This is a genomic window from Pseudomonas sp. RIT-To-2 (genome assembly GCF_029623465.1).
Taxonomy (GTDB): Bacteria; Pseudomonadota; Gammaproteobacteria; order Pseudomonadales; family Pseudomonadaceae; genus Aquipseudomonas; species Aquipseudomonas silvicola.
Map to the genome: position 1 here is coordinate 82,418 of NZ_JAPYKM010000002.1, position 18,449 is coordinate 100,866.

Annotated in this window: 19 protein-coding genes and 1 tRNA gene; 13 read left to right on the forward strand and 7 right to left on the reverse strand. The window is 63.7% G+C overall.

Annotated elements, in window-relative coordinates; translation table 11 throughout:
- Nucleotides 1-631 precede the first annotated feature (631 nt).
- Nucleotides 632-2,248 carry an L-aspartate oxidase gene (nadB, locus tag QBK88_RS02330; RefSeq protein WP_277960761.1) on the forward strand — a complete coding sequence of 539 codons (1,617 nt, stop codon included), beginning with the start codon at nt 632-634 and terminating at the stop codon, nt 2,246-2,248.
- On the opposite strand, the gene QBK88_RS02335 is transcribed toward nadB, so the two are convergent.
- Together QBK88_RS02335 and QBK88_RS02340 are read right to left on the reverse strand one after the other, a co-directional pair.
- Nucleotides 2,217-2,669, reverse strand: a complete 453-nt coding sequence (locus tag QBK88_RS02335; protein WP_277960762.1) for a protein YgfX — start codon at nt 2,667-2,669, stop codon at nt 2,217-2,219. The genes nadB and QBK88_RS02335 overlap by 32 nt on opposite strands.
- Nucleotides 2,653-2,907: an FAD assembly factor SdhE gene (locus QBK88_RS02340; protein ID WP_268148797.1), complete on the reverse strand. Its 255-nt coding sequence runs from the start codon at nt 2,905-2,907 to the stop codon at nt 2,653-2,655. The genes QBK88_RS02335 and QBK88_RS02340 overlap by 17 nt, the downstream gene beginning before the upstream one ends.
- Nucleotides 2,908-3,059: 152 nt before the next feature.
- On the opposite strand from QBK88_RS02340, the gene ygfZ reads away from it, so the two are divergent.
- Entirely contained in the window at nt 3,060-4,001 is a 942-nt protein-coding gene (gene ygfZ / locus QBK88_RS02345; RefSeq protein ID WP_277960763.1) for a CAF17-like 4Fe-4S cluster assembly/insertion protein YgfZ, read from the forward strand.
- A gap of 66 nt (nt 4,002-4,067) precedes the next feature.
- Nucleotides 4,068-4,871: an HDOD domain-containing protein gene (locus QBK88_RS02350; protein ID WP_277960764.1), complete on the forward strand. Its 804-nt coding sequence runs from the start codon at nt 4,068-4,070 to the stop codon at nt 4,869-4,871.
- Here the strand turns inward: QBK88_RS02350 and QBK88_RS02355 are convergent.
- Nucleotides 4,868-6,247 (reverse strand): sensor histidine kinase, encoded by a 1,380-nt coding sequence (locus tag QBK88_RS02355; protein WP_277960765.1) that lies wholly within the window; start codon nt 6,245-6,247, stop codon nt 4,868-4,870. The two genes, QBK88_RS02350 and QBK88_RS02355, sit on opposite strands and share 4 nt — an antisense overlap.
- A complete protein-coding gene (locus tag QBK88_RS02360) occupies nt 6,240-6,911 on the reverse strand; it encodes a response regulator (RefSeq protein ID WP_277960766.1) in 672 nt (223 codons plus the stop codon). The genes QBK88_RS02355 and QBK88_RS02360 overlap by 8 nt, the downstream gene beginning before the upstream one ends.
- A gap of 163 nt (nt 6,912-7,074) precedes the next feature.
- On the opposite strand from QBK88_RS02360, the gene QBK88_RS02365 reads away from it, so the two are divergent.
- The 3 genes from QBK88_RS02365 to QBK88_RS02375 are packed head-to-tail and all read left to right on the forward strand — an operon-like array spanning nt 7,075 to nt 10,060.
- A complete protein-coding gene (locus QBK88_RS02365; RefSeq protein WP_277960767.1) occupies nt 7,075-8,055 on the forward strand; it encodes a Bug family tripartite tricarboxylate transporter substrate binding protein in 981 nt (326 codons plus the stop codon).
- A gap of 30 nt (nt 8,056-8,085) precedes the next feature.
- A complete protein-coding gene (locus tag QBK88_RS02370; protein ID WP_268148785.1) occupies nt 8,086-8,544 on the forward strand; it encodes a tripartite tricarboxylate transporter TctB family protein in 459 nt (152 codons plus the stop codon).
- Between the two features lies 1 nt (nt 8,545).
- Nucleotides 8,546-10,060, forward strand: a complete 1,515-nt coding sequence (locus tag QBK88_RS02375; RefSeq protein WP_277960768.1) for a tripartite tricarboxylate transporter permease — start codon at nt 8,546-8,548, stop codon at nt 10,058-10,060.
- An 18-nt stretch (nt 10,061-10,078) separates the two neighbouring features.
- Here the strand turns inward: QBK88_RS02375 and ung are convergent, their stop codons facing one another.
- Nucleotides 10,079-10,771: a uracil-DNA glycosylase gene (ung, locus tag QBK88_RS02380; RefSeq protein ID WP_268148781.1), complete on the reverse strand. Its 693-nt coding sequence runs from the start codon at nt 10,769-10,771 to the stop codon at nt 10,079-10,081.
- A 146-nt stretch (nt 10,772-10,917) separates the two neighbouring features.
- Here ung and QBK88_RS02385 point away from each other — a divergent pair, with 146 nt between their 5' ends.
- Nucleotides 10,918-12,030 carry an enoyl-CoA hydratase/isomerase family protein gene (locus QBK88_RS02385; protein WP_277960769.1) on the forward strand — a complete coding sequence of 371 codons (1,113 nt, stop codon included), beginning with the start codon at nt 10,918-10,920 and terminating at the stop codon, nt 12,028-12,030.
- A 78-nt stretch (nt 12,031-12,108) separates the two neighbouring features.
- Here the strand turns inward: QBK88_RS02385 and QBK88_RS30780 are convergent, their stop codons facing one another.
- The gene (locus QBK88_RS30780) at nt 12,109-12,273 is read right to left on the reverse strand and encodes a hypothetical protein (protein WP_445764881.1); all 165 of its coding nucleotides are present in this window, start codon (nt 12,271-12,273) and stop codon (nt 12,109-12,111) included.
- Nucleotides 12,274-12,769: 496 nt separating this feature from the next.
- Here QBK88_RS30780 and QBK88_RS02395 point away from each other — a divergent pair, with 496 nt between their 5' ends.
- The 5 genes from QBK88_RS02395 (at nt 12,770) to QBK88_RS02415 (ending at nt 16,581) form a co-directional block, all read left to right on the forward strand.
- Nucleotides 12,770-14,257, forward strand: a complete 1,488-nt coding sequence (locus QBK88_RS02395; protein WP_277960771.1) for a sensor domain-containing diguanylate cyclase — start codon at nt 12,770-12,772, stop codon at nt 14,255-14,257.
- Complete coding sequence (locus QBK88_RS02400; RefSeq protein ID WP_277960772.1) at nt 14,250-14,480, forward strand: cysteine-rich CWC family protein; 231 nt, start codon at nt 14,250-14,252, stop codon at nt 14,478-14,480. The genes QBK88_RS02395 and QBK88_RS02400 overlap by 8 nt, the downstream gene beginning before the upstream one ends.
- On the forward strand, nt 14,459-15,151 hold the full coding sequence (locus QBK88_RS02405) for a pseudouridine synthase (RefSeq protein WP_277960773.1): 693 nt from the start codon (nt 14,459-14,461) through the stop codon (nt 15,149-15,151). The genes QBK88_RS02400 and QBK88_RS02405 overlap by 22 nt, the downstream gene beginning before the upstream one ends.
- A 319-nt stretch (nt 15,152-15,470) precedes the next feature.
- Nucleotides 15,471-16,355, forward strand: a complete 885-nt coding sequence (locus QBK88_RS02410; RefSeq protein WP_268148769.1) for an alpha/beta fold hydrolase — start codon at nt 15,471-15,473, stop codon at nt 16,353-16,355.
- Nucleotides 16,356-16,507: 152 nt separating this feature from the next.
- Nucleotides 16,508-16,581: transfer RNA gene (locus QBK88_RS02415), tRNA-Gly, on the forward strand.
- Between the two features lie 222 nt (nt 16,582-16,803).
- Here the strand turns inward: QBK88_RS02415 and QBK88_RS02420 are convergent.
- Entirely contained in the window at nt 16,804-18,018 is a 1,215-nt protein-coding gene (locus tag QBK88_RS02420) for an MFS transporter (protein ID WP_277960774.1), read from the reverse strand.
- 195 nt (nt 18,019-18,213) lie between these two features.
- Here QBK88_RS02420 and QBK88_RS02425 point away from each other — a divergent pair, with 195 nt between their 5' ends.
- Nucleotides 18,214-18,435, forward strand: a complete 222-nt coding sequence (locus tag QBK88_RS02425) for a hypothetical protein (RefSeq protein ID WP_268148717.1) — start codon at nt 18,214-18,216, stop codon at nt 18,433-18,435.
- Nucleotides 18,436-18,449: the final 14 nt, after the last annotated feature.

An 18,449-nucleotide genomic window follows, 5' to 3' on the forward strand; every position in this document is an offset into this window, starting at 1 on the left:
GCATTGCTTAAGCCAACGTTCAGGCTTGCAAACATAGACTCGGGCTTTTCGCAAAAGTTCTCCCCTCCAAGCAAGTTTCCTGCGAACCATAATTTGGCCTGCACGAAAACCGCAGCGCGGTCATGGCCGGCTGCGTCAATAATCTTGTCGTCGAATCCGCTTGCAGTGGCCAGCGACTTCAGCCCCACATAAAGCCGACGCCCCTTCCCTTCTCATGGGCGACCGTCTATGGATACCGGCATGTTGCATAAAGTTCCCGGTATTTGCAGGGATCGCCCACGGACGTTGCATGATCAAGCACTGACCGTCGGTGTTTCAGCCGTGTAACAGCGCTCAAGACCGGTGGTCGGGCGTAATCTTCGCTTGCGCAGGTCCATACATCTGATGACCCGACCAACGGTATAGTTCCACAACGCCATGAAGGTTTGGCTATTGTGCCGCTCGCCCCATTTATATACTAGTGGTGCCTGAAGCGGCGCGCCCAGCGACTTGCCACCACACCGTGCCCGCATGAAGAGCAAGCCCGCAGTGCGATCGCCGCAGCCCCTACCATCAGAGCATTGCACTCCCCACCCCGCATGAACGAGACTGCGCGCAAAACAATAGTCGCCTTTGCAGCGGAACCCCAGACATGAGCCAGCAGTATCAACACGACGTTCTAGTGATTGGCAGCGGTGCAGCCGGCCTGAGCCTGGCGCTGACCTTGCCGGGCCATCTGCGTATCGCAGTCTTGAGCAAGGGCGACCTGGCCAACGGCTCCACATTCTGGGCCCAGGGCGGTGTGGCCGCGGTGCTGGACGACACCGATACGGTGCAGTCCCATGTCGAGGACACCCTCAATGCCGGCGGCGGCCTGTGCCATGAGGACGCGGTGCGCTTCACCGTGGAGCACAGCCGCGAAGCCATCCAGTGGCTGATCGACCAGGGTGTGCCTTTTACCCGTGACGACGACCCCGACCACGAAGAAGGCAGTTTCGAGTTCCACCTGACCCGCGAGGGCGGCCACAGTCACCGGCGCATCATTCACGCGGCCGATGCCACGGGCGCGGCTATTTTCAAGACATTGCTGGCCCAGACCCGCCTGCGCCCCAATATCGAACTGCTGGAACAGCGAGTGGCCGTGGACCTGATCACCGAGCGCCGCCTGGGGCTGACCGGTGACCGCTGCCTGGGCGCCTATGTGCTGGACCGCAATACGGGTGAAGTCGACACGTTCGGCGCCCGCTTCACCGTCCTGGCCACGGGCGGTGCGGCCAAGGTCTACCTCTATACCAGCAACCCCGACGGCGCCTGCGGTGACGGCATCGCCATGGCCTGGCGGGCCGGCTGCCGGGTCGCGAACCTGGAATTCAACCAGTTCCACCCCACCTGCCTGTACCACCCTCAGGCCAAGAGTTTCCTGGTGACCGAAGCCCTGCGCGGCGAAGGCGCGGTGCTCAAGCTGCCCAACGGCGAGCGCTTCATGCCACGCTTCGACCCGCGCGCCGAGCTGGCGCCACGGGACATCGTGGCCCGGGCCATCGACCATGAAATGAAACGCCTGGGCATTGACTGCGTGTATCTGGACATCAGCCACAAGCCTGCCGAATTCATCACCACGCATTTCCCCACTGTGTATGAGCGTTGCCTGGCCTTCGGCATCGACATCACCCGCCAGCCCATACCGGTGGTACCGGCGGCGCACTACACCTGCGGCGGGGTAATGGTGGACGAACAGGGCCGTACCGACGTGCCGGGCCTGTACGCCATTGGCGAAACCACCTTCACCGGGCTTCACGGCGCCAACCGCATGGCCAGCAACTCGCTGCTGGAATGTTTCGTGTATGGCCGTTCGGCCGCCGCGCACATCGTCGGGCTGCTGCCGCACATTGCCATGCCCGAGGCGTTGCCCCACTGGGATGCCAGCCAGGTGACCGATTCGGACGAAGACGTGATCATCGCCCACAACTGGGATGAACTGCGCCGCTTCATGTGGGACTACGTGGGCATCGTGCGCACCACCAAGCGTCTGCAGCGGGCAGAGCACCGGGTACGGCTGCTGCTGGACGAGATCGACGAGTTCTACAGCAACTACAAGGTCAGCCGCGACCTGATCGAGCTGCGCAACCTGGCGCAGGTCGCCGAACTGATGATCCGTTCGGCCATGCAGCGCAAGGAAAGCCGCGGCTTGCACTACACGCTGGACTACCCCGAGATGCTGCCCGAGGCGCGGGACACTATCCTGGTGCCGCCCACCTTCGACGACTGAACTTGAGCCGCACCCGCAAGCGCCGGTGTTCATCGGCGCTCAGCGTGTCGGCCGGCAGGCACAGGCTGCGCGGCCACCACTGGCCCTTGGCGCGAAAGCGCAGCACCACCAACCCCGGCAGCGCCATGCTGTCGGGCAGCAGTTGCACCACCTGCCAGCCATCGGCACGGCGCCACAGCGACCAGCCACCCGTGTCCCGGCGCAAACCGCGCCAGGCAAGGGGGTGGTCGAGCAGAATGACGCGCGGCAGGTGCCAGACGCCGTGGGCGATGCACGTCAGCACACCCAGCGCACGCCATGCAAAAGGCACGTCGAGCAACAGCAGGCTGACCAGGGCCAGCCCCTGCGCGGTGAGGTAAGCCGCCAACAACCGTCGGGACGGCTGCCAGCGGCACTGAAAGACCTTACTTGGGCTGGACACGGTCCAGGATCATGCGAACCATGCGCTGCAGCTCCGGGTCCTGGGACTCGGTGCGCTCCATGAACCAGCCAAACATGTCCTGGTCTTCGCATTCCAGCAGGCGGCGGTAGCATTCGCGGTCCGTGTCATCGAGGCTTGGGTACACCTCCTTGACGAAAGGCACCAGCAAGACGTCCAGCTCCAGCATGCCGCGGCGGCTATGCCAGTAGAGCCGGTTGAGTTCAATATCTTCGACCATGGAGCGCTCCTCAAATAGGCGGGCAGTATACAGGGGCAGGCGCCGTCGGGCACTTGGACCTATGTAGCTTTAAGCTGCAAGCTATCGATGTAGCTTGTAGCTTGTACCTTGCTCTATCATGTGTTTCAGTCTTTTTGCCCTTGCGATGTCCCATGGCCGATTCTGCTTTTTTCTGCGTGCTGTCCCACGAAGGCGTTCTCGCCGTCCGCGGCTCCGATGCCGGCAAGTTCTTGCAGGGTCAATTGACCTGCAACATCAATTACCTCAACGAGCATTACGCCAGCCTCGGGGCCCGCTGCACCCAGAAGGGCCGCATGCAGTCGAGCTTCCGCATCGTCCTGCAAGGTGATGGCGTGCTGCTGGCCATGGCGCGCGAGCTGGTCGAGCCCCAACTGGCAGACCTGAAGAAATACGCAGTGTTCTCCAAATCCAAGCTCACCGATGAAAGCGATGCGTGGGTACGCTTCGGCCTCGTCGGCGGCCAGGCGGCCTTGCAGGCCCTGGGCCTGGAACTGGGCGAAGAGAACAACGTGGCAGCTCGCCACGAGGTCCTTATCGCCGTGCGCGTGTCCCCCGATCGCGCCGAATTGTGGGTGCCGGCCGAGCAGGCCGACAGCGTCAAGCAGCAATTGGCCGCGCTGCTGGCGCCGGGCGAGCTCGATGCCTGGCTGCTGGGCCAGGTTCGCGCAGGCATTGCACAGGTGATGCCCGAAACCCGTGAAGCCTTCATTCCGCAGATGCTCAACCTGCAAGCCGTGGGCGGTGTCAGCTTCAAGAAAGGCTGCTACACCGGCCAGGAAATCGTGGCGCGCATGCAGTACCTGGGCAAACTGAAACGTCGCCTGTACCGCCTGTCGCTGGGCGGCACGGACCTTCCAGCGCCTGGCACCCTCCTGTTCGCGCCCACCCACGGCAGTTCCATCGGTGAGGTGGCGCTGGCCGCTCACGCCGAACAGGGCAGCGAGCTGCTCGCGGTGCTGCAGGCCGAGGCCGTGGAGGATGGCAACATCCACCTGGGTAGCCTGGAAGGCCCGCGCCTGCAGTTGCTCGACCTGCCGTATGAACTGGACCGCGACCGCGAGATCCAACGCTAGGCATATACTGCCCGCCCGTCGATGGCTTGACGGGCGCCCACCGCGTTAGCGCCTCAGGAAGTCGAGATGAGCGAATTGGCCGAACAGGTTCAAGAGCATTTGCTGGCGGCCATCGAAAATGATGACCTGGTATTGCCTACCTTGCCGGAAGTCGCTTTGCGCATCCGCGAGGCAGCCGAAGACCAGGACATCAGCATCGCAGCCCTGGGCAAGGTCATCAGCCGTGACCCGGCGTTGGCGGCGCGCCTGATCAAGGTCGTCAACAGCCCCATGTTGCGCGCCAGCCAGGAAGTCACCGACCTGAACGCGGCCATCAGCCGGCTGGGCATCAACTACGGCAGCAACCTGGCCATCGGCCTGGTGATCGAGCAGATTTTTCACGCCCGCTCCCCCGTGGTACAAGCCAAAATGCATGAAGTCTGGAGCCAGAGCCTGGAAGTGGCGGGTATCAGCTACGAGCTCTGCCGCCGCTACGCCCCGTTGAAGTCCGACCAGGCGGCCCTCGCCGGCCTGGTGCACCAGATCGGCATCCTGCCGATCCTGACCTATGCCCAGGACCACAACGAGTTGCTCTCGGACCCGGTGTGCCTGAACCACGTGATCGAACGCATTCACCCGCTGCTGGGCGACAAGATCCTGCGTGCCTGGGAATTCCCCCAGCAACTGGCCCTGGTACCCGGCCAGTACCTGGACCTGAACCGCCAGACCGCGCACATCGACTACGCCGATGTGGTGCAGATCGCTCGCCTGGTGCGCCAGAACGATTGCCATCGGCTGCCCGACCTGCCGGCCTGCCAGCACCTGAAGCTGGGCGACGAGATGCCGCTGTCGGGCCCGGACCTGGCCAACGCGTTAGCGATGTTCCGCTAATCGGCGATGAAGCTGACCTGCACTTTCAGCCCCCTGGGGGCACCGTCGTGCAAGCTGATCTGCGCCAGGTGTGCCTTGCAGATCTCGCCGACGATCGCCAGCCCTAGCCCGGCGCCCTCGGCGCGGCGGCGGTAGAAGCGCTCGAACACCCGCTCGCGTTCGGCCAGGGGAATGCCCGGGCCGTCGTCCTCGACTTCCAGCACGGCCGGGGGGCGTACCCGCAGAACCACGTTGCCGCCCGCTGGCGTATGCGCCAAGGCATTGTCCACCAGGTTGCTGAGCAACTCGTTGAGCAGGGTCGGCTCGCCACGCAGCCATACTGGCCCATCGGCCTCCAACGCCAGGGCCACGCCACGGGCGTGAGCCAACGGCGCAAGCGCCATGCCCAATTCTCGCGCCAGCTGGGTAAGGTCCACACGTTGCGCCCCGCCCTCGGCCACGGCACGGGCGCCGTTCTCCACCCGCGCAAGGGAGAGCAACTGGTTGGCCAGGTGAGTCAGGCGGTCCGTATCCTGGGCCGCCGCGTCCAGGGTATGCCGCCACACCTCGCCCTGCCCGGCGCGCTGGCCCAAGGTGATGCGCGCCTTGAGCGCGGCCAGGGGCGTGCGCAATTCGTGGGCGGCATCGGCGATGAACTGCGCCTGGCGTTCGAACTGGCCACGCAAGCGCTCGGTGAAATGGTTGAGCGACGATACCAGCGGTACCAGTTCGCGCTGCACACTGACCACGGGCAGAGGCCGCAAGTCATCCGGCTGGCGCGCTTCCACCTCGCCGCGCAAGCGCTCCAGCGGGCGCAAGGCGGCGCTGACGGCAAACCACACCAGTAACAGTGCGCCAAGGCCGAGCATGCCGACCCGCACCAGGGTGTCGGCCATCAGGCTGCGGGCCATGCGCTCGCGCGCCTCTTCAGTCTCGGCCACGCGGATCTCGGCCATGCCATTCATGTTCGGCTCGCTGACCGCCTTGAGCAGGCTGACCACCCGCACCTCCTGGCCGAGATAGCGGGCATTGTAGAACCGCGCGAGGGCGGGGTAATCATCGGTGCGCGGGGTGCCGTCAGGCGGCGCGGGCAAATTGTCGTAGCCGGAAATCAACTGCTGATGAATGTCGTTGACCTGGTAGTAGATTCGCCCGGCACTGTCATAGGCAAAGGTGTCCAGCGCCACATAGGGCACGTCCGCGCTCAGGCTGCCGTCGCGCTGGGAGAGCCCCGCCGCGATGGTGCGCGCCGAGGCCAGCAAGGTACGATCGTAGGCGGTGTCGGCCGCCTCGCGACCATTCCAGTAAGCGCTCAGGCCACTGGCCACCAAGAGCACCACCAGCAACAGCGCCAGGTTCCACAGCAGCCGCCCGCGCAGGCTGCCCACGCTACGCATCACGGGCCTCGAGCAGGTAGCCCAGGCCACGGAAAGTGACGATGGCCACGGCCTGCCCGTCGAGCTTCTTGCGCAGGCGGTGCACGTAGATTTCGATGGCATCGGCGCTGGCCTCTTCGTCCAGGCCAAACACCTGGGCAGCCAGTTGTTCCTTGCTCATGACCCGCCCTGGCCGGGCGATCAGGGCTTGCAGCACGGCTTGCTCGCGGGAGGTCAGGGTCAGGCAGCCATCGCCCAGGGTAAAGCGCCGGGTTTCCAGGTCGTACACCAGTGGACCGCAGCGCTGCTGACGCTCGCCACCCAGCACACTGCGGCGCAGCAGAGCCTTGACCCGGGCCTCCAGTTCGCTGAGTTCGAAGGGCTTGGCCAGGTAGTCGTCGGCGCCCAGGTTCAGGCCATGAACCCGGTCCTTCACGTCGCTGCGTGCAGTCAGCATCAGCACCGGCAGGTGTTTGCCACGGGCGCGCAGACGGGCCAGCAGGTCAAAACCATCCAGGCGCGGCAGCCCCACGTCCAGTACGGCCAGCGCATAGTCTTCGCTGTTCAGGGCAAGGTCGGCGGCGATGCCGTCGTGCAGCACGTCGACGGTCAGGTCGAGATGCCTGAGGGCCTGGGCGACGCTTTCGGCCAGCGACACATGGTCTTCGGCGAGCAGGATGCGCATGGAAATCTCTTCTTATTGGACGTGGCATGAAACGGCACCGAGGCTAACAGATGCTTCCCACGCGCGCCGCACCTGAAAGGTTAGTGAAAGCTTCGCCCCCTACCATCGCCGAAAACGCCCTGACGCGTTTTCGCTACAACAAAAACAATAACGGAGACATCCCATGAGCCCTACCCTGCGCCGCATGGCTCTGGCCGCCAGTTGCCTGCTGCTTGGCAGCACCGCCCTGGCCGCCGAACCCAAACGCCCCGAATGCATTGCCCCGGCCTCCCCCGGCGGCGGTTTCGACCTGACCTGCAAGCTGGTGCAAAGCGCACTGGTGAACGAGAAGATCCTCAGTAAACCCATGCGCGTCACCTACATGCCCGGTGGCGTGGGTGCGGTGGCCTACAACGCCGTGGTTGCCCAGCGCCCCGCCGATGCCGGCACGCTGGTGGCATGGTCCAGCGGTTCGCTGCTCAACCTGGCCCAGGGCAAGTTCGGCCGCTTCGACGAAGGCGCGGTGCGCTGGCTGGCCGCGGTCGGCACCAGCTACGGCGCCATCGCGGTGAAGAAGGATTCGCCCTACAAAAACCTGGACGATCTGGTGCAGGCCCTGAAGAAAGACCCCAGCAAGGTGGTCATCGGCTCGGGGGGCACCGTGGGCAGCCAGGACTGGATGCAGACCGCGCTGATCGCCAAGGCCGCTGGCATCAACCCACGCGAGTTGCGCTACGTGGCGCTCGAAGGTGGCGGCGAGATCGCCACCGCACTGCTGGGCGGGCATATTCAGGTGGGCAGCACCGATATCTCCGACTCCATGCCGCACATTCTCAGCGGTGACATGCGCCTGCTGGCGGTGTTCGCCGAACAGCGCATCGATGAGCCGGAAATGAAGGGCATCCCCACCGCGCGCGAGCAGGGCTACGACATCGTCTGGCCGGTAGTGCGCGGCTTCTACCTGGGGCCGAAGGTCAGTGACGAGGACTACGCCTGGTGGAAAGCGGCCTTCGACAAACTGCTGGTGTCCCAGGACTTCGACACGCTGCGCGACCAGCGGGAGCTCTTTCCCTTCGCCATGACCGGCCCGGAACTGGACACCTACGTGAAACAGCAGGTCGCCCAATACAAGACCCTGGCCCAGGAATTCGGCCTGATCCAATAGCCCCTTATTCCTCGCCCGGGAGTCGTGACCATGGCCCTTCAACGTCTTTTCGCCGTCGCCCTGCTGCTCGCCTGTGCCGCGCTGGCAGTGATGGCCTGGCCTTACCAGGCCGCCTTTTCCTACGAACCGGTAGGCCCGCGGGCCTACCCCTTGCTGATGCTTGGCCTCATGGGCGCGGGCTTGTCGTACCTGGCCGTACGCCCCGCCGCCATTGTCCACAGCGACGAAGAACCACCAATGGACCGCGCCACGCTGCTCAAGATTGGTGCCTGCGTGGTGTTGCTGCTGGTGTTCGCCGGCACCTTCGAACCCCTCGGTTTCATCCCGGCCAGCATGCTGGCGGGCATTCCCATGGCACGCCTGTACGGCGGCCGCTGGCTGCCCAGCGCAGTGGTGGTGAGCCTGATGAGCGTGGGCCTGTACCTGCTGTTCGACAAGGCCATGGACGTGCCACTGCCCCTGGGCCTGCTCGACGTATTGGAGAACTGACATGGATACTTTCAGCTACCTGGGGCAAGGCTTTGGCGTGGCCCTGAGCCCTTACAACCTGGTGACGGCATTGTGCGGCACGCTGATTGGCACCGTGGTAGGCCTGTTGCCCGGGCTGGGCCCGATCAATGGCGTGGCGCTGCTGATACCCATCGCCTTTGCCCTGGGCTTGCCTCCCGAATCGGCGCTGATCCTGCTGGCGGCGGTGTACCTGGGGTGCGAGTACGGTGGGCGCATCAGCTCCATCCTGCTCAATATTCCCGGTGAAGCCTCTACCGTGATGACCACCCTGGACGGCTACCCCATGGCCCGCCAGGGGCTGGCCGGTGTGGCGCTGTCGTTGTCGGCGTGGAGTTCGTTCATCGGCGCGCTGATTGCCACCTGCGGCATGGTGCTGTTCGCCCCGCTGCTGGCGAAATGGGCTATCGCGTTTGGCCCCGCCGAATACTTCGTGCTGATGGTGTTCGCCATCGTCTGCCTGGGCGGCATGGCCGGCGACCGGCCGCTGAAGACTTTCATCGCCGCGCTGATCGGGCTGTTCCTGTCCAGCGTCGGTATCGACGCCAACAGCGGCGTCTACCGTTTCACCGGCGACAACGTGCACCTGGCTGACGGTATTCAGTTCGTGGTGCTGGTGCTGGGGCTGTTCTCCATCAGCGAGATTCTGCTGTTGCTGGAGAAAACCCACCGGGGCCAGGAAGCCGTGAAGGCCACCGGGCGCATGATGTTCAACGTCAAGGAAGCCGCCTCGGTGTTCGCGGTGAATATCCGCTGCGGGCTGCTGGGCTTCATCATGGGCGTATTGCCGGGTGCCGGCGCGACCTTGGCAAGCGCCGTGGCCTACATGACCGAGAAGCGCCTGGCCGGTGCCACAGGCACCTTCGGCCAGGGTGACAAGCGCGGCCTTGCCGCCCCGGAAACCGCCATTGGTGCATCGGCCTGCGGCGCCCTGGTGCCGATGCTGACCCTGGGCGTGCCAGGCTCGGGCACCACGGCGGTGATGATCGGCGCGCTGTCGTTGTACAACATCACCCCAGGGCCGCTGCTGTTCCAGCAGCAACCCGACATCGTCTGGGGGTTGATCGCCTCGCTGTTCATCGCCAACGTGATGCTGGTGATCCTCAACATCCCGATGATCCGCGTGTTCACCCGCATCCTGGCGGTGCCGAACTGGGCGCTGGTACCGGTGATCGCGATCATTACCGGCATTGGCGTATACGCCGTGCACGCCACCACCTTCGACCTGTTCCTGATGGTCGGCATCGGCATCTTCGGCTACATCCTGCGCAAGCTGGACTTCCCGCTGTCGCCGGTACTGCTGGGGTTCATCCTGGGTGGGCTGATGGAGCAGAACCTGCGCCGGGCGCTATCGATTTCCAATGGTGCGCTGGACATACTCTGGTCCAGTCCGATCACCTTCGGGGTCTGGGTACTGACCGCGGTCATGCTGACCGTGCCGCTGCTGCGCCTGTGGCGCAAACGCACCAAGGCCCGCCGGGCACTGGCAGCAGCCTGAGCCTGTATCAGGCCTGGTTCAGAGCGGCGGCAACTGCCAGTCGATCGGTGCCAGGCCGCGTTGCTCGAGGAATTTGTTGGCACGGCTGAAATGCCCGTTGCCAATGAACCCACGGTAGGCCGACAGCGGCGAAGGATGCACCGACGTCAGCACCAGGTGCCTGGTACTGTCGATCAATTTCTGTTTGCTCTGGGCGTGCGCCCCCCACAGCAGAAACACCACGCTGGGCTGCTGTTCGCTGACCGTCTGGATAATCCGGTCAGTGAACGACTCCCAGCCCTTTTTGGCATGGGACCCGGCATTGGCCCGCTCCACGGTCATGGTGGTGTTGAGCAACAGCACGCCCTGCTCGGCCCAATGCTGCAGGCAGCCATGGGGCGCGATGTCGATGTTCAGGTCGCGCTTGAGCTCTTTGTAGATATTGACCAGCGACGGCGGCGCCGGGATGCCCGGCTGCACCGAAAAGCACAGGCCATGGGCCTGGCCGGGGCCGTGATACGGGTCCTGGCCGAGGATCACCACCTTCACCTGCTCCAGCGGCGTCAGGTTCAAGGCATTGAAGATCAGCGGGCCGGGCGGGTAAATCTCCTTGCCGGCTGCGTGTTCCTGGCGCAGAAACTCGCGCAGTCGGGTCATGTAGGGCTGGTCGAACTCGGCGCGCAGGGCCTGCTTCCAGCTGGGTTCGAGCTTGATACGGTCGTCGGTGGTCATGGGCGTTGCCTGGAAAACAATGGGGCGGACACTAGGAAAGCCGGCCCGGATTGTCAATCGATGTAACCGAAGACTGACGTGATGCCGACAGCGGGCCATACTGCTTGATCACCTACTGCCCAATTCGTTTCACCCAAGAGGTCAGGATGAATCTGCAATTCGAAGAGCTGGTCGGCGTCGATGGCGCCCGCATCGGGGTGGCCACGCTGGACGCCGAAAAATCCCTCAACGCGTTGTCGCTGCCCATGGTCGAGGCCCTCAACGACCAACTGGAACGCTGGGCCCAGGACGCGCAGGTAGTGTGCGTGCTGCTGCGCGGCACAGGCGAGAAGGCCTTCTGCGCCGGCGGCGACGTGCGCACCCTGGTGCAGGCCTGCCGCGCTCACCCGGGCGAGGTGCCACAGTTGGCGGCGCACTTCTTCGCTGGCGAATACCGTCTCGACTACCGCCTGCACACCTTCCCCAAACCGTTGCTGTGCTGGGGCCACGGCTATGTACTGGGCGGCGGCCTGGGATTGCTGCAGGGGGCCAATATTCGCATCGTCACGCCCAGCAGCCGCCTGGCCATGCCGGAAATCAGCATTGGCCTGTACCCCGATGTCGGCGCCAGCTGGTTTCTGGCACGGCTACCGGGCAAGTTGGGGTTGTTCCTGGGCCTGACCGGCTCGCACATCAACGGTCGCGACGCACTGGACCTGGGCCTGGCCGACCGATTCCTGCGCGACGATCAGCAGGAGGCGCTGCTCGAAGGCCTGCTGCAACTCAATTGGCAGGAACAGACGGCGGTGCAACTCAACAGCCTGCTCAAGGCGCTGGAACACGAAGCCTGCAGCCAGCTGCCGGAACCCCAATGGCTGCCGCGCCGACGCCAGATCGATGCTTTGCTGGACGTCAGCGACGTCGCTGCCGCCTGGCGCGCCCTGGCTCACCTGCGCCACGGCGACGACGTGCTGCTCGCAAAGGCCGCACACACCCTGACCGAAGGCTGCCCGTTGACAGCGCACCTGGTCTGGGAGCAGATCTCCCGCGCGCGGCACTTGTCATTGGCCCAGGTGTTCCAGATGGAATACACCCTGAGCCTGAACTGCTGCCGCCACCCGGAATTCAGCGAAGGGGTGCGCGCCCGGCTGATCGACAAGGATCAGAAACCACGCTGGCACTGGCCCGACATCGCCAGCGTGCCCCCCGCCGTAGTGGAGGCACATTTCAGCAAGGCCTGGGAAGGGCGGCACCCGCTGGCGGATTTGTCGGACTATTGAGGCTTTCGCCCATTCCCACAAGGAACCCTTACCCTCCACTGTGGGACCGGGCGAATGTCGGGAAGCAGTCGACAGGGTTCAGCGCACAGCCAGGTCAGCGGCGCCCACCGCCGAACCCGTGCCCACCCGGACCACCGGGACCACCTGGACCATGCCCCCCTGGCCCATGGTTATCGCCATGCCCCTGCCAGCCACGGCCCGGCCCTGGCCCGCGGCCTGGAGGGGGCGGCGGACGATGACCACCCCAGCCACCGCCCCAGCCACCTGGCCCGGGCGGCGGACGATAGTAATGAGGCGGCGGGGCGTAATAGCGCGGCGACCGAATGTAGTACCCGGAATTGTAGTAACCCGAACCATACGGGTAGTAACCTGGCCCATAGCCGTAAGGGTAACGGTCAACGGTATACACATCGGATCGGTAGTAAGTGCCGCCCTCGTAAGGTGCGCAAGCAGTAGTCAACAGACCCAGCAGCACTATCAGCAAAAGTCGTCGTTTCATGGCGGCCTCCCGGACCGCTGGACAGCTCGAACCAGCGACGCTGGTCGGCGCCGAGCAAAATATAGCGATCGGCATAGATTGAGACCACGATAACCCGACTCAGTGCCACCACCGAAATAAATTGCTACAACTTAGAAACATTTCCATTCATCAACGACTTTATTTATTTGCAGGCCACCCACGCCATGGCACCTGCGCTCCCCTAGAATGGTCCACCGGTCAACAGCCAATGGACTTGCTATGCCGCCCCGCTTCACGTCGCTGTCACAGCGCTCACTGCTTCTGACCCTGGTGGTATTGCTGGCCAGCGGATTCGTGCTGACTTCGCTTCTGAGTTACTACGCGTCACGCAGCTCCATCCGCGACAACATCGTCAATACCGAGCTACCGCTGACCAGCGACACGGTGTACTCGGAAATCCAGAAAGACCTGGTGCGGCCAGTGCTCATCTCCTCGATGATGTCCCGCGACACCTTCATGCGCGACTGGGTGATGGCGGGCGAGCGCGACCCGCAGCAGATGACCCGCTACCTGCAGGAGGTCATGAGCCACTACGGTGCCTACACCGCCTTCTTTGTTTCCGACAAGACGCTGACCTACTACCAGGCCAAGGGCGTGCTCAAGCGCGTGAACGCAGGTGAACCGCGCGATGCCTGGTACTTTCGCGTACGGGACATGAAAGACCCCTACGAGATCAACGTCGACGTGGACATGGCCAACCGCGACGCCCTGACCATCTTCATCAACTACAAGGTGTTCGATTACCAGGACCGCTTCATCGGCGCCGCCGGTGTCGGCCTGACGGTGAATGCCGTGGTCAAGCTCATCGAGGACTACGAGCAGCGCTATCAGCGCCGGGTGTATTTCGTCGACCACCGGGGCCGGGTAGTGCTCACCGGTTCCCAGGGCGGCCCACTGGGCGCCCGCAGCGGCCAGGACCTCAAGAGCCTTTCCGGGCTGCAAGCACTGCTGGCGAAGATGCCGGTGCCCGCCACGGGCAGCTACGAGTACACAGCCCAGGGCACCCAGCATTTTCTCAACGTGCGTTTCATCCCTGAACTGGATTGGTACCTGTTCGTGGACAAGCGTGCAGACAGCGCCATGGGCGACCTGCGCCAGTCGCTTTACCTGAACCTGATGATCTGCCTGCTGGTGACCGCGCTGGTCATGTCACTGCTCAAGCGCGTGATCAACCACTATCAGCAACGCCTGGAACGCCTGGCCACCCGCGACTCGCTCACCGACCTGCCCAACCGCCGCGGCTTCGACCTGCTGGCCAGCCAGGCCATCAGCGAAGCCGAGCGTGACACCCAGCCCCTGGCGGCCCTGTTGCTGGACCTGGACCACTTCAAGCAGCTCAACGACACCCACGGCCACCTGGCCGGAGACGAGGTGCTCAAGGGCTTTGCCCAGGTACTGCGGGACAGCCTGCGCCAGTCCGATATTCTCTGCCGCTGGGGCGGCGAAGAGTTCATAGTTCTGCTGCGCGCTACCAACGGAGAGGATGCCCTGCACATTGCCGAGAAGATTCGTCGGCGCGCGGAAGAAATGGCCTTCCCCTACAACGGCAAATCGCTGAAAATCACCACCAGCGTCGGCATGACGGGCCTGCAGGTGGACGACACCCTGCACAGCCTGCTCAACCGCGCCGACCATGCGCTGTATCGCGCCAAACAGAGCGGACGCAATTGCGTGCGCAGCGAGTTGCCCCAATCCCGCCATGAATGATGTCAGCCTGTGCCCGGCCTGCGGCGCCGCTAATACCTGCAGCCTGGCAGACCCGCGCACCGCCACCCAGCCCTGCTGGTGCTACGGCGTGAGCATCGAGCCCAGTGTGCTGGCCGCCCTGCCCGCGCACCTGCGTGACAAGGCGTGCCTGTGCCCGCGCTGCGCCCAGGTGCTGGACCAACTGCCGCCTGCCGAACCCGCATGCGCCTCGACCGATTCCTGAGCAACCTGCCCCAGCTCAACCGCAAGCAGGTACGCCTGTTGCTGGTGGAACGGCGTGTGCGCGTAGACGGCCAGTTGGTCAGCGACCCGCATCACGAAGTGCGTGAGTTCAGCCAGGTGCTGCTCGATGACCAGGTGTTGCAAGCAGGGCGGCCAGCGCGCTATTTCATGCTGCACAAGCCCATGGGCTGCGTCAGCGCTACCGTCGACCCGCAGCACCCCACCGTCCTGGACCTGCTGCACGAACCGGACAAGGACGACCTGCACCTGGCCGGCCGCCTGGACTACAACACCTCCGGGCTGATGCTCATCACCAACGACGGCCAGTGGTCACGGCGCCTCACACAGCCACAGACCAAGCTGGGAAAGGTCTACTATGTGGAAACCGAGCAAGTCATCGACCAGCGCTACGTCGAGACCTTCGCCCGCGGCATTTATTTTTCTTTCGAAGACCTGACCACCCAGCCTGCCGAATTGATCATATTGGGCCATCGCAGCGCACGGTTGACGATCGTCGAAGGCCGCTACCACCAGGTCAAGCGAATGTTCGGTCACTTCCAAAACAAGGTGTTACGGCTGCATCGTGAGCAAATGGGTCCACTGACCCTTGATCCAGAGCTGTCGCCGGGCCAGTACCGAGCGCTGACCGCTGAAGAGATTCAGCAGATCTAGGCTCGCAACCGCTGGGCAGAACCTGTCTGACAATCTCCCGACGGTACTTGCGCAGACCTCACATGCCTGCTTGAATCCAATCGTCGGTCCACATGTGACTCGACAGTCACCACCATATTCTAAGAAACCTTTTTGCCTGCCACTGGCGCCTCCACACGGGCCAGGACCGACAAATCGCCCCCCAGAACAACAATACCCGTCGGCCAGATTGCAAGGACCGACACGGGCAAAAAATTCCCAGGCGTTTGCCTACCTGTCACAAACAACGTGCAGAGTTGATTGCGCGAGTACCCGTTTTTTTTGCCAGGAGTCTTACGACATGAGGCCAGAAATCGCTGTGCTGGATATACAGGGTCAGTATCGGGTTTACACGGAGTTCTATCGCGCAGACGGCGCCGAAAAAACCATCATTCTGGTTAACGGGTCGTTGGCTACCACTGCGTCTTTCGCCCAGACAGTGCGCAATCTGCATCCTCAATTCAACGTAGTGCTGTACGACCAGCCCTACGCCGGCAAGTCCAAACCCCACAACCTGCACCAGCGCTCGCTGACCAAGGAAGAGGAAGGCCTGATCCTGGTGGAGTTGATCGACCACTTCAATGCCGAACACGTCATGTCGTTCTCCTGGGGCGGCGCCTGCGCCCTGCTGGCGCTGGCGCACCAGCCCAAGCGTATCGAGAGGGCTGTGATCAGTTCGTTCTCGCCGGTGCTCAACGACCCCATGCGCGACTACCTGGAACGCGGTGCCCACTACCTGGGCCGCTGTGACCGCCACAAGGTCGGGCACCTGGTCAACGACACCATCGGCAAGCACCTGCCGTCCCTGTTCAAACGTTTCAACTACCGCCACGTCAGCAGCCTGGACGACCACGAATACGCGCAGATGCACTTCCACATCAGCGAAGTGCTCCAGCATGACCTGGGCAACGCACTGCACGCTGCCTCGCGGATCAACGTACCCGTACTGTTCATGAACGGCGAATGGGACGAATACACCACTGCCCATGAAGCGCGGCATTTTGCCAACCACGTGGCACACACCGAGTTCTCCACCATCAAGAGCACCGGGCACTTTCTGGACATGGAGCACAAGGCCGCCTGCCGCGATACCCGTCTTGCCCTGATGGATTTTCTCAAGCCCAACGTGCAGGCCAGCCGCAGCCGCTATCGCCCCTACGACGGCCACCATGCGCTGGCCATCTGACCATCCGCAAGCCGACCGCTGTGCTTGCGCATCCACCCCAGACAAAGGGCAGACAAGGTGCACAACCGCAGCGGCCGGCCGGCAAAACCGGCCGGGCTGCAATTAAGGCTTCAATTGGGCGCCGACTTCTGGTAAAAAGTGAACCGCGTTCAGCGGGTGTCGTATAATGGCATTACTCCAGCTTCCCAAGCTGATAACGAGGGTTCGATTCCCTTCACCCGCTCCACTCCGCTTCCCTGGCAGTCAATCGACTTCCATGCGCCACTGAAAACAAATATTTCCTCCTCTTTTTCAGCTCGGCCACCCCCAAGCCTTTCATTGCAGATCGCCTGTAGCGTTCAGGCATACCGTGTGTGGCACCGACGCGGCCAGGTCCGCTTGCTACACGTCATCGCCAGGCCTTGCCCAGCACAACGCCGTTAAACCCGCACATCCCGGTGCCAGGCCCTCAGCCCTCGGCAAGCACGCGCTGCGACTCCCGCTCCACCACCCATGCCAACGGCAATGTCAGCAGCAACACCGCCGCCAGCACCCCCATCGCCGCGGCGATACCGGTGGCATCTCCCAGGCGTCCGAACACCACCGGCGCCAATGCTCCAGAGCCAATGGTGGCGGTGTAGAACAGCGCGAATGCGTGTTCGCGCTTGTCGGGCCCCGCCAGTTCCGGCACGGCACCGTACAGCACCGAAGAAGTGCCGTTGAGCGCGAGCCCCAGCAGCGGCAGCATGGCCATCAACCCGGCTTGAGGCAGGAAGATCGCCAGCACGATCAATATCGATGTGGTGGACTCGGTCAGCCACACGGTCTTCATCATGCCGATGCGCGCCCCCAGGTACCCGCACAACAGCTTGCCGAAGGCGCCGCCGATGAACAGCAGCATCAGGGCCAGGCCGATGCCGGCGGTGCCGGCGCCTTTGCTCTGCAGTATGAACGGCAGGAAGGTCAGAAAGCCCATGCGCGCGGCACTGTCCAGCGTGCCGGTGCACAGCAGCGCACGCAGGCCCCGTACCGAACCGGGGCCGCGGGCCGCGCCCTTGGCAGGGCGCACCTGGGCGCTGGCTCGGGCAGGTACCAGCCACCACAGCAGCGCGGCGCAGCCTAGCGCCAGCAGACCGATGAGGGTAGCGCTGGCGCGCCAGCTGACCACGGTCAGCAACAGCCCCACCAGCCCGGGAATGAGGGTCTTGCCGATGTCACCGGAGAAGTTGTAGTGCGACAAGGCTTGCTTGACGCCGCCACCGGCCTCATGGGTGTCAGTCACCAGCGAGGACGCCAGCGGGTGCTGGGTGCCGGCACCAAGGCCGCCAAGCATCAGCGCCAGCAGCAACATGACCAAGCCATCGGCCTGGCCTGCCAGCAGGTAGGCGAAGCCTGCCAGCACGGTGCCGCCAATCAGCAGGCGTTCACGGCCCCACCGGCGCGCTGCACGGCTGGCAAGCAGCTGGATGGCGGCCATGGTGCCGGAATAGGCACCGCGCAACAGCCCCACCTGGGCCAGGCTCAATGCAAACTGGGCCTGCCATAGCGGCAACAACACGTAGATCAGGTCGGTGAGGCCATCATGAACGGCGTGGGCGGTGCAGGCGGCGACCAAGGCGCGACGCCGGATGGGATCGGCGGTGGGCGGCTGCTCGGAGGGCAAAGGCTGGCTGATCGAGTTCATCTGGGCTCCGGGTGCTCATGGGCTTCAAACACACAGCCCGATAGCCGTTATAGGCGACACCGGCACGGATGAAAAGGTTGCACGCCCCCATGGCATTGTTTTTTTCGCAGCAACGGAAATATCGTCGAACGATCTGGCAGGGCCACGGGTCATTAGCAACAATGACCCAATTGCCATCATGACAGGAGTCGCGCGATGAAGGAGTTGCCTGTGCAACCGGTGCTTCTGGAAAAACTGTACGAGAATCAATTGGCAATCGCCGCCGCCGTCGAAGAGCTGGCCTTGTGGGTGGAGGTTCGCTGGGACGCCGAGGACATTGCTGAAAATGTTCGGAGCGCCTTGGAGACGCTCGATCGCAATGCCGACTTCATCAACCGCGGTATCAACGAACTGCGCAAGGACAGGTCTGACCTGTAACGCAGCGGCTTTAG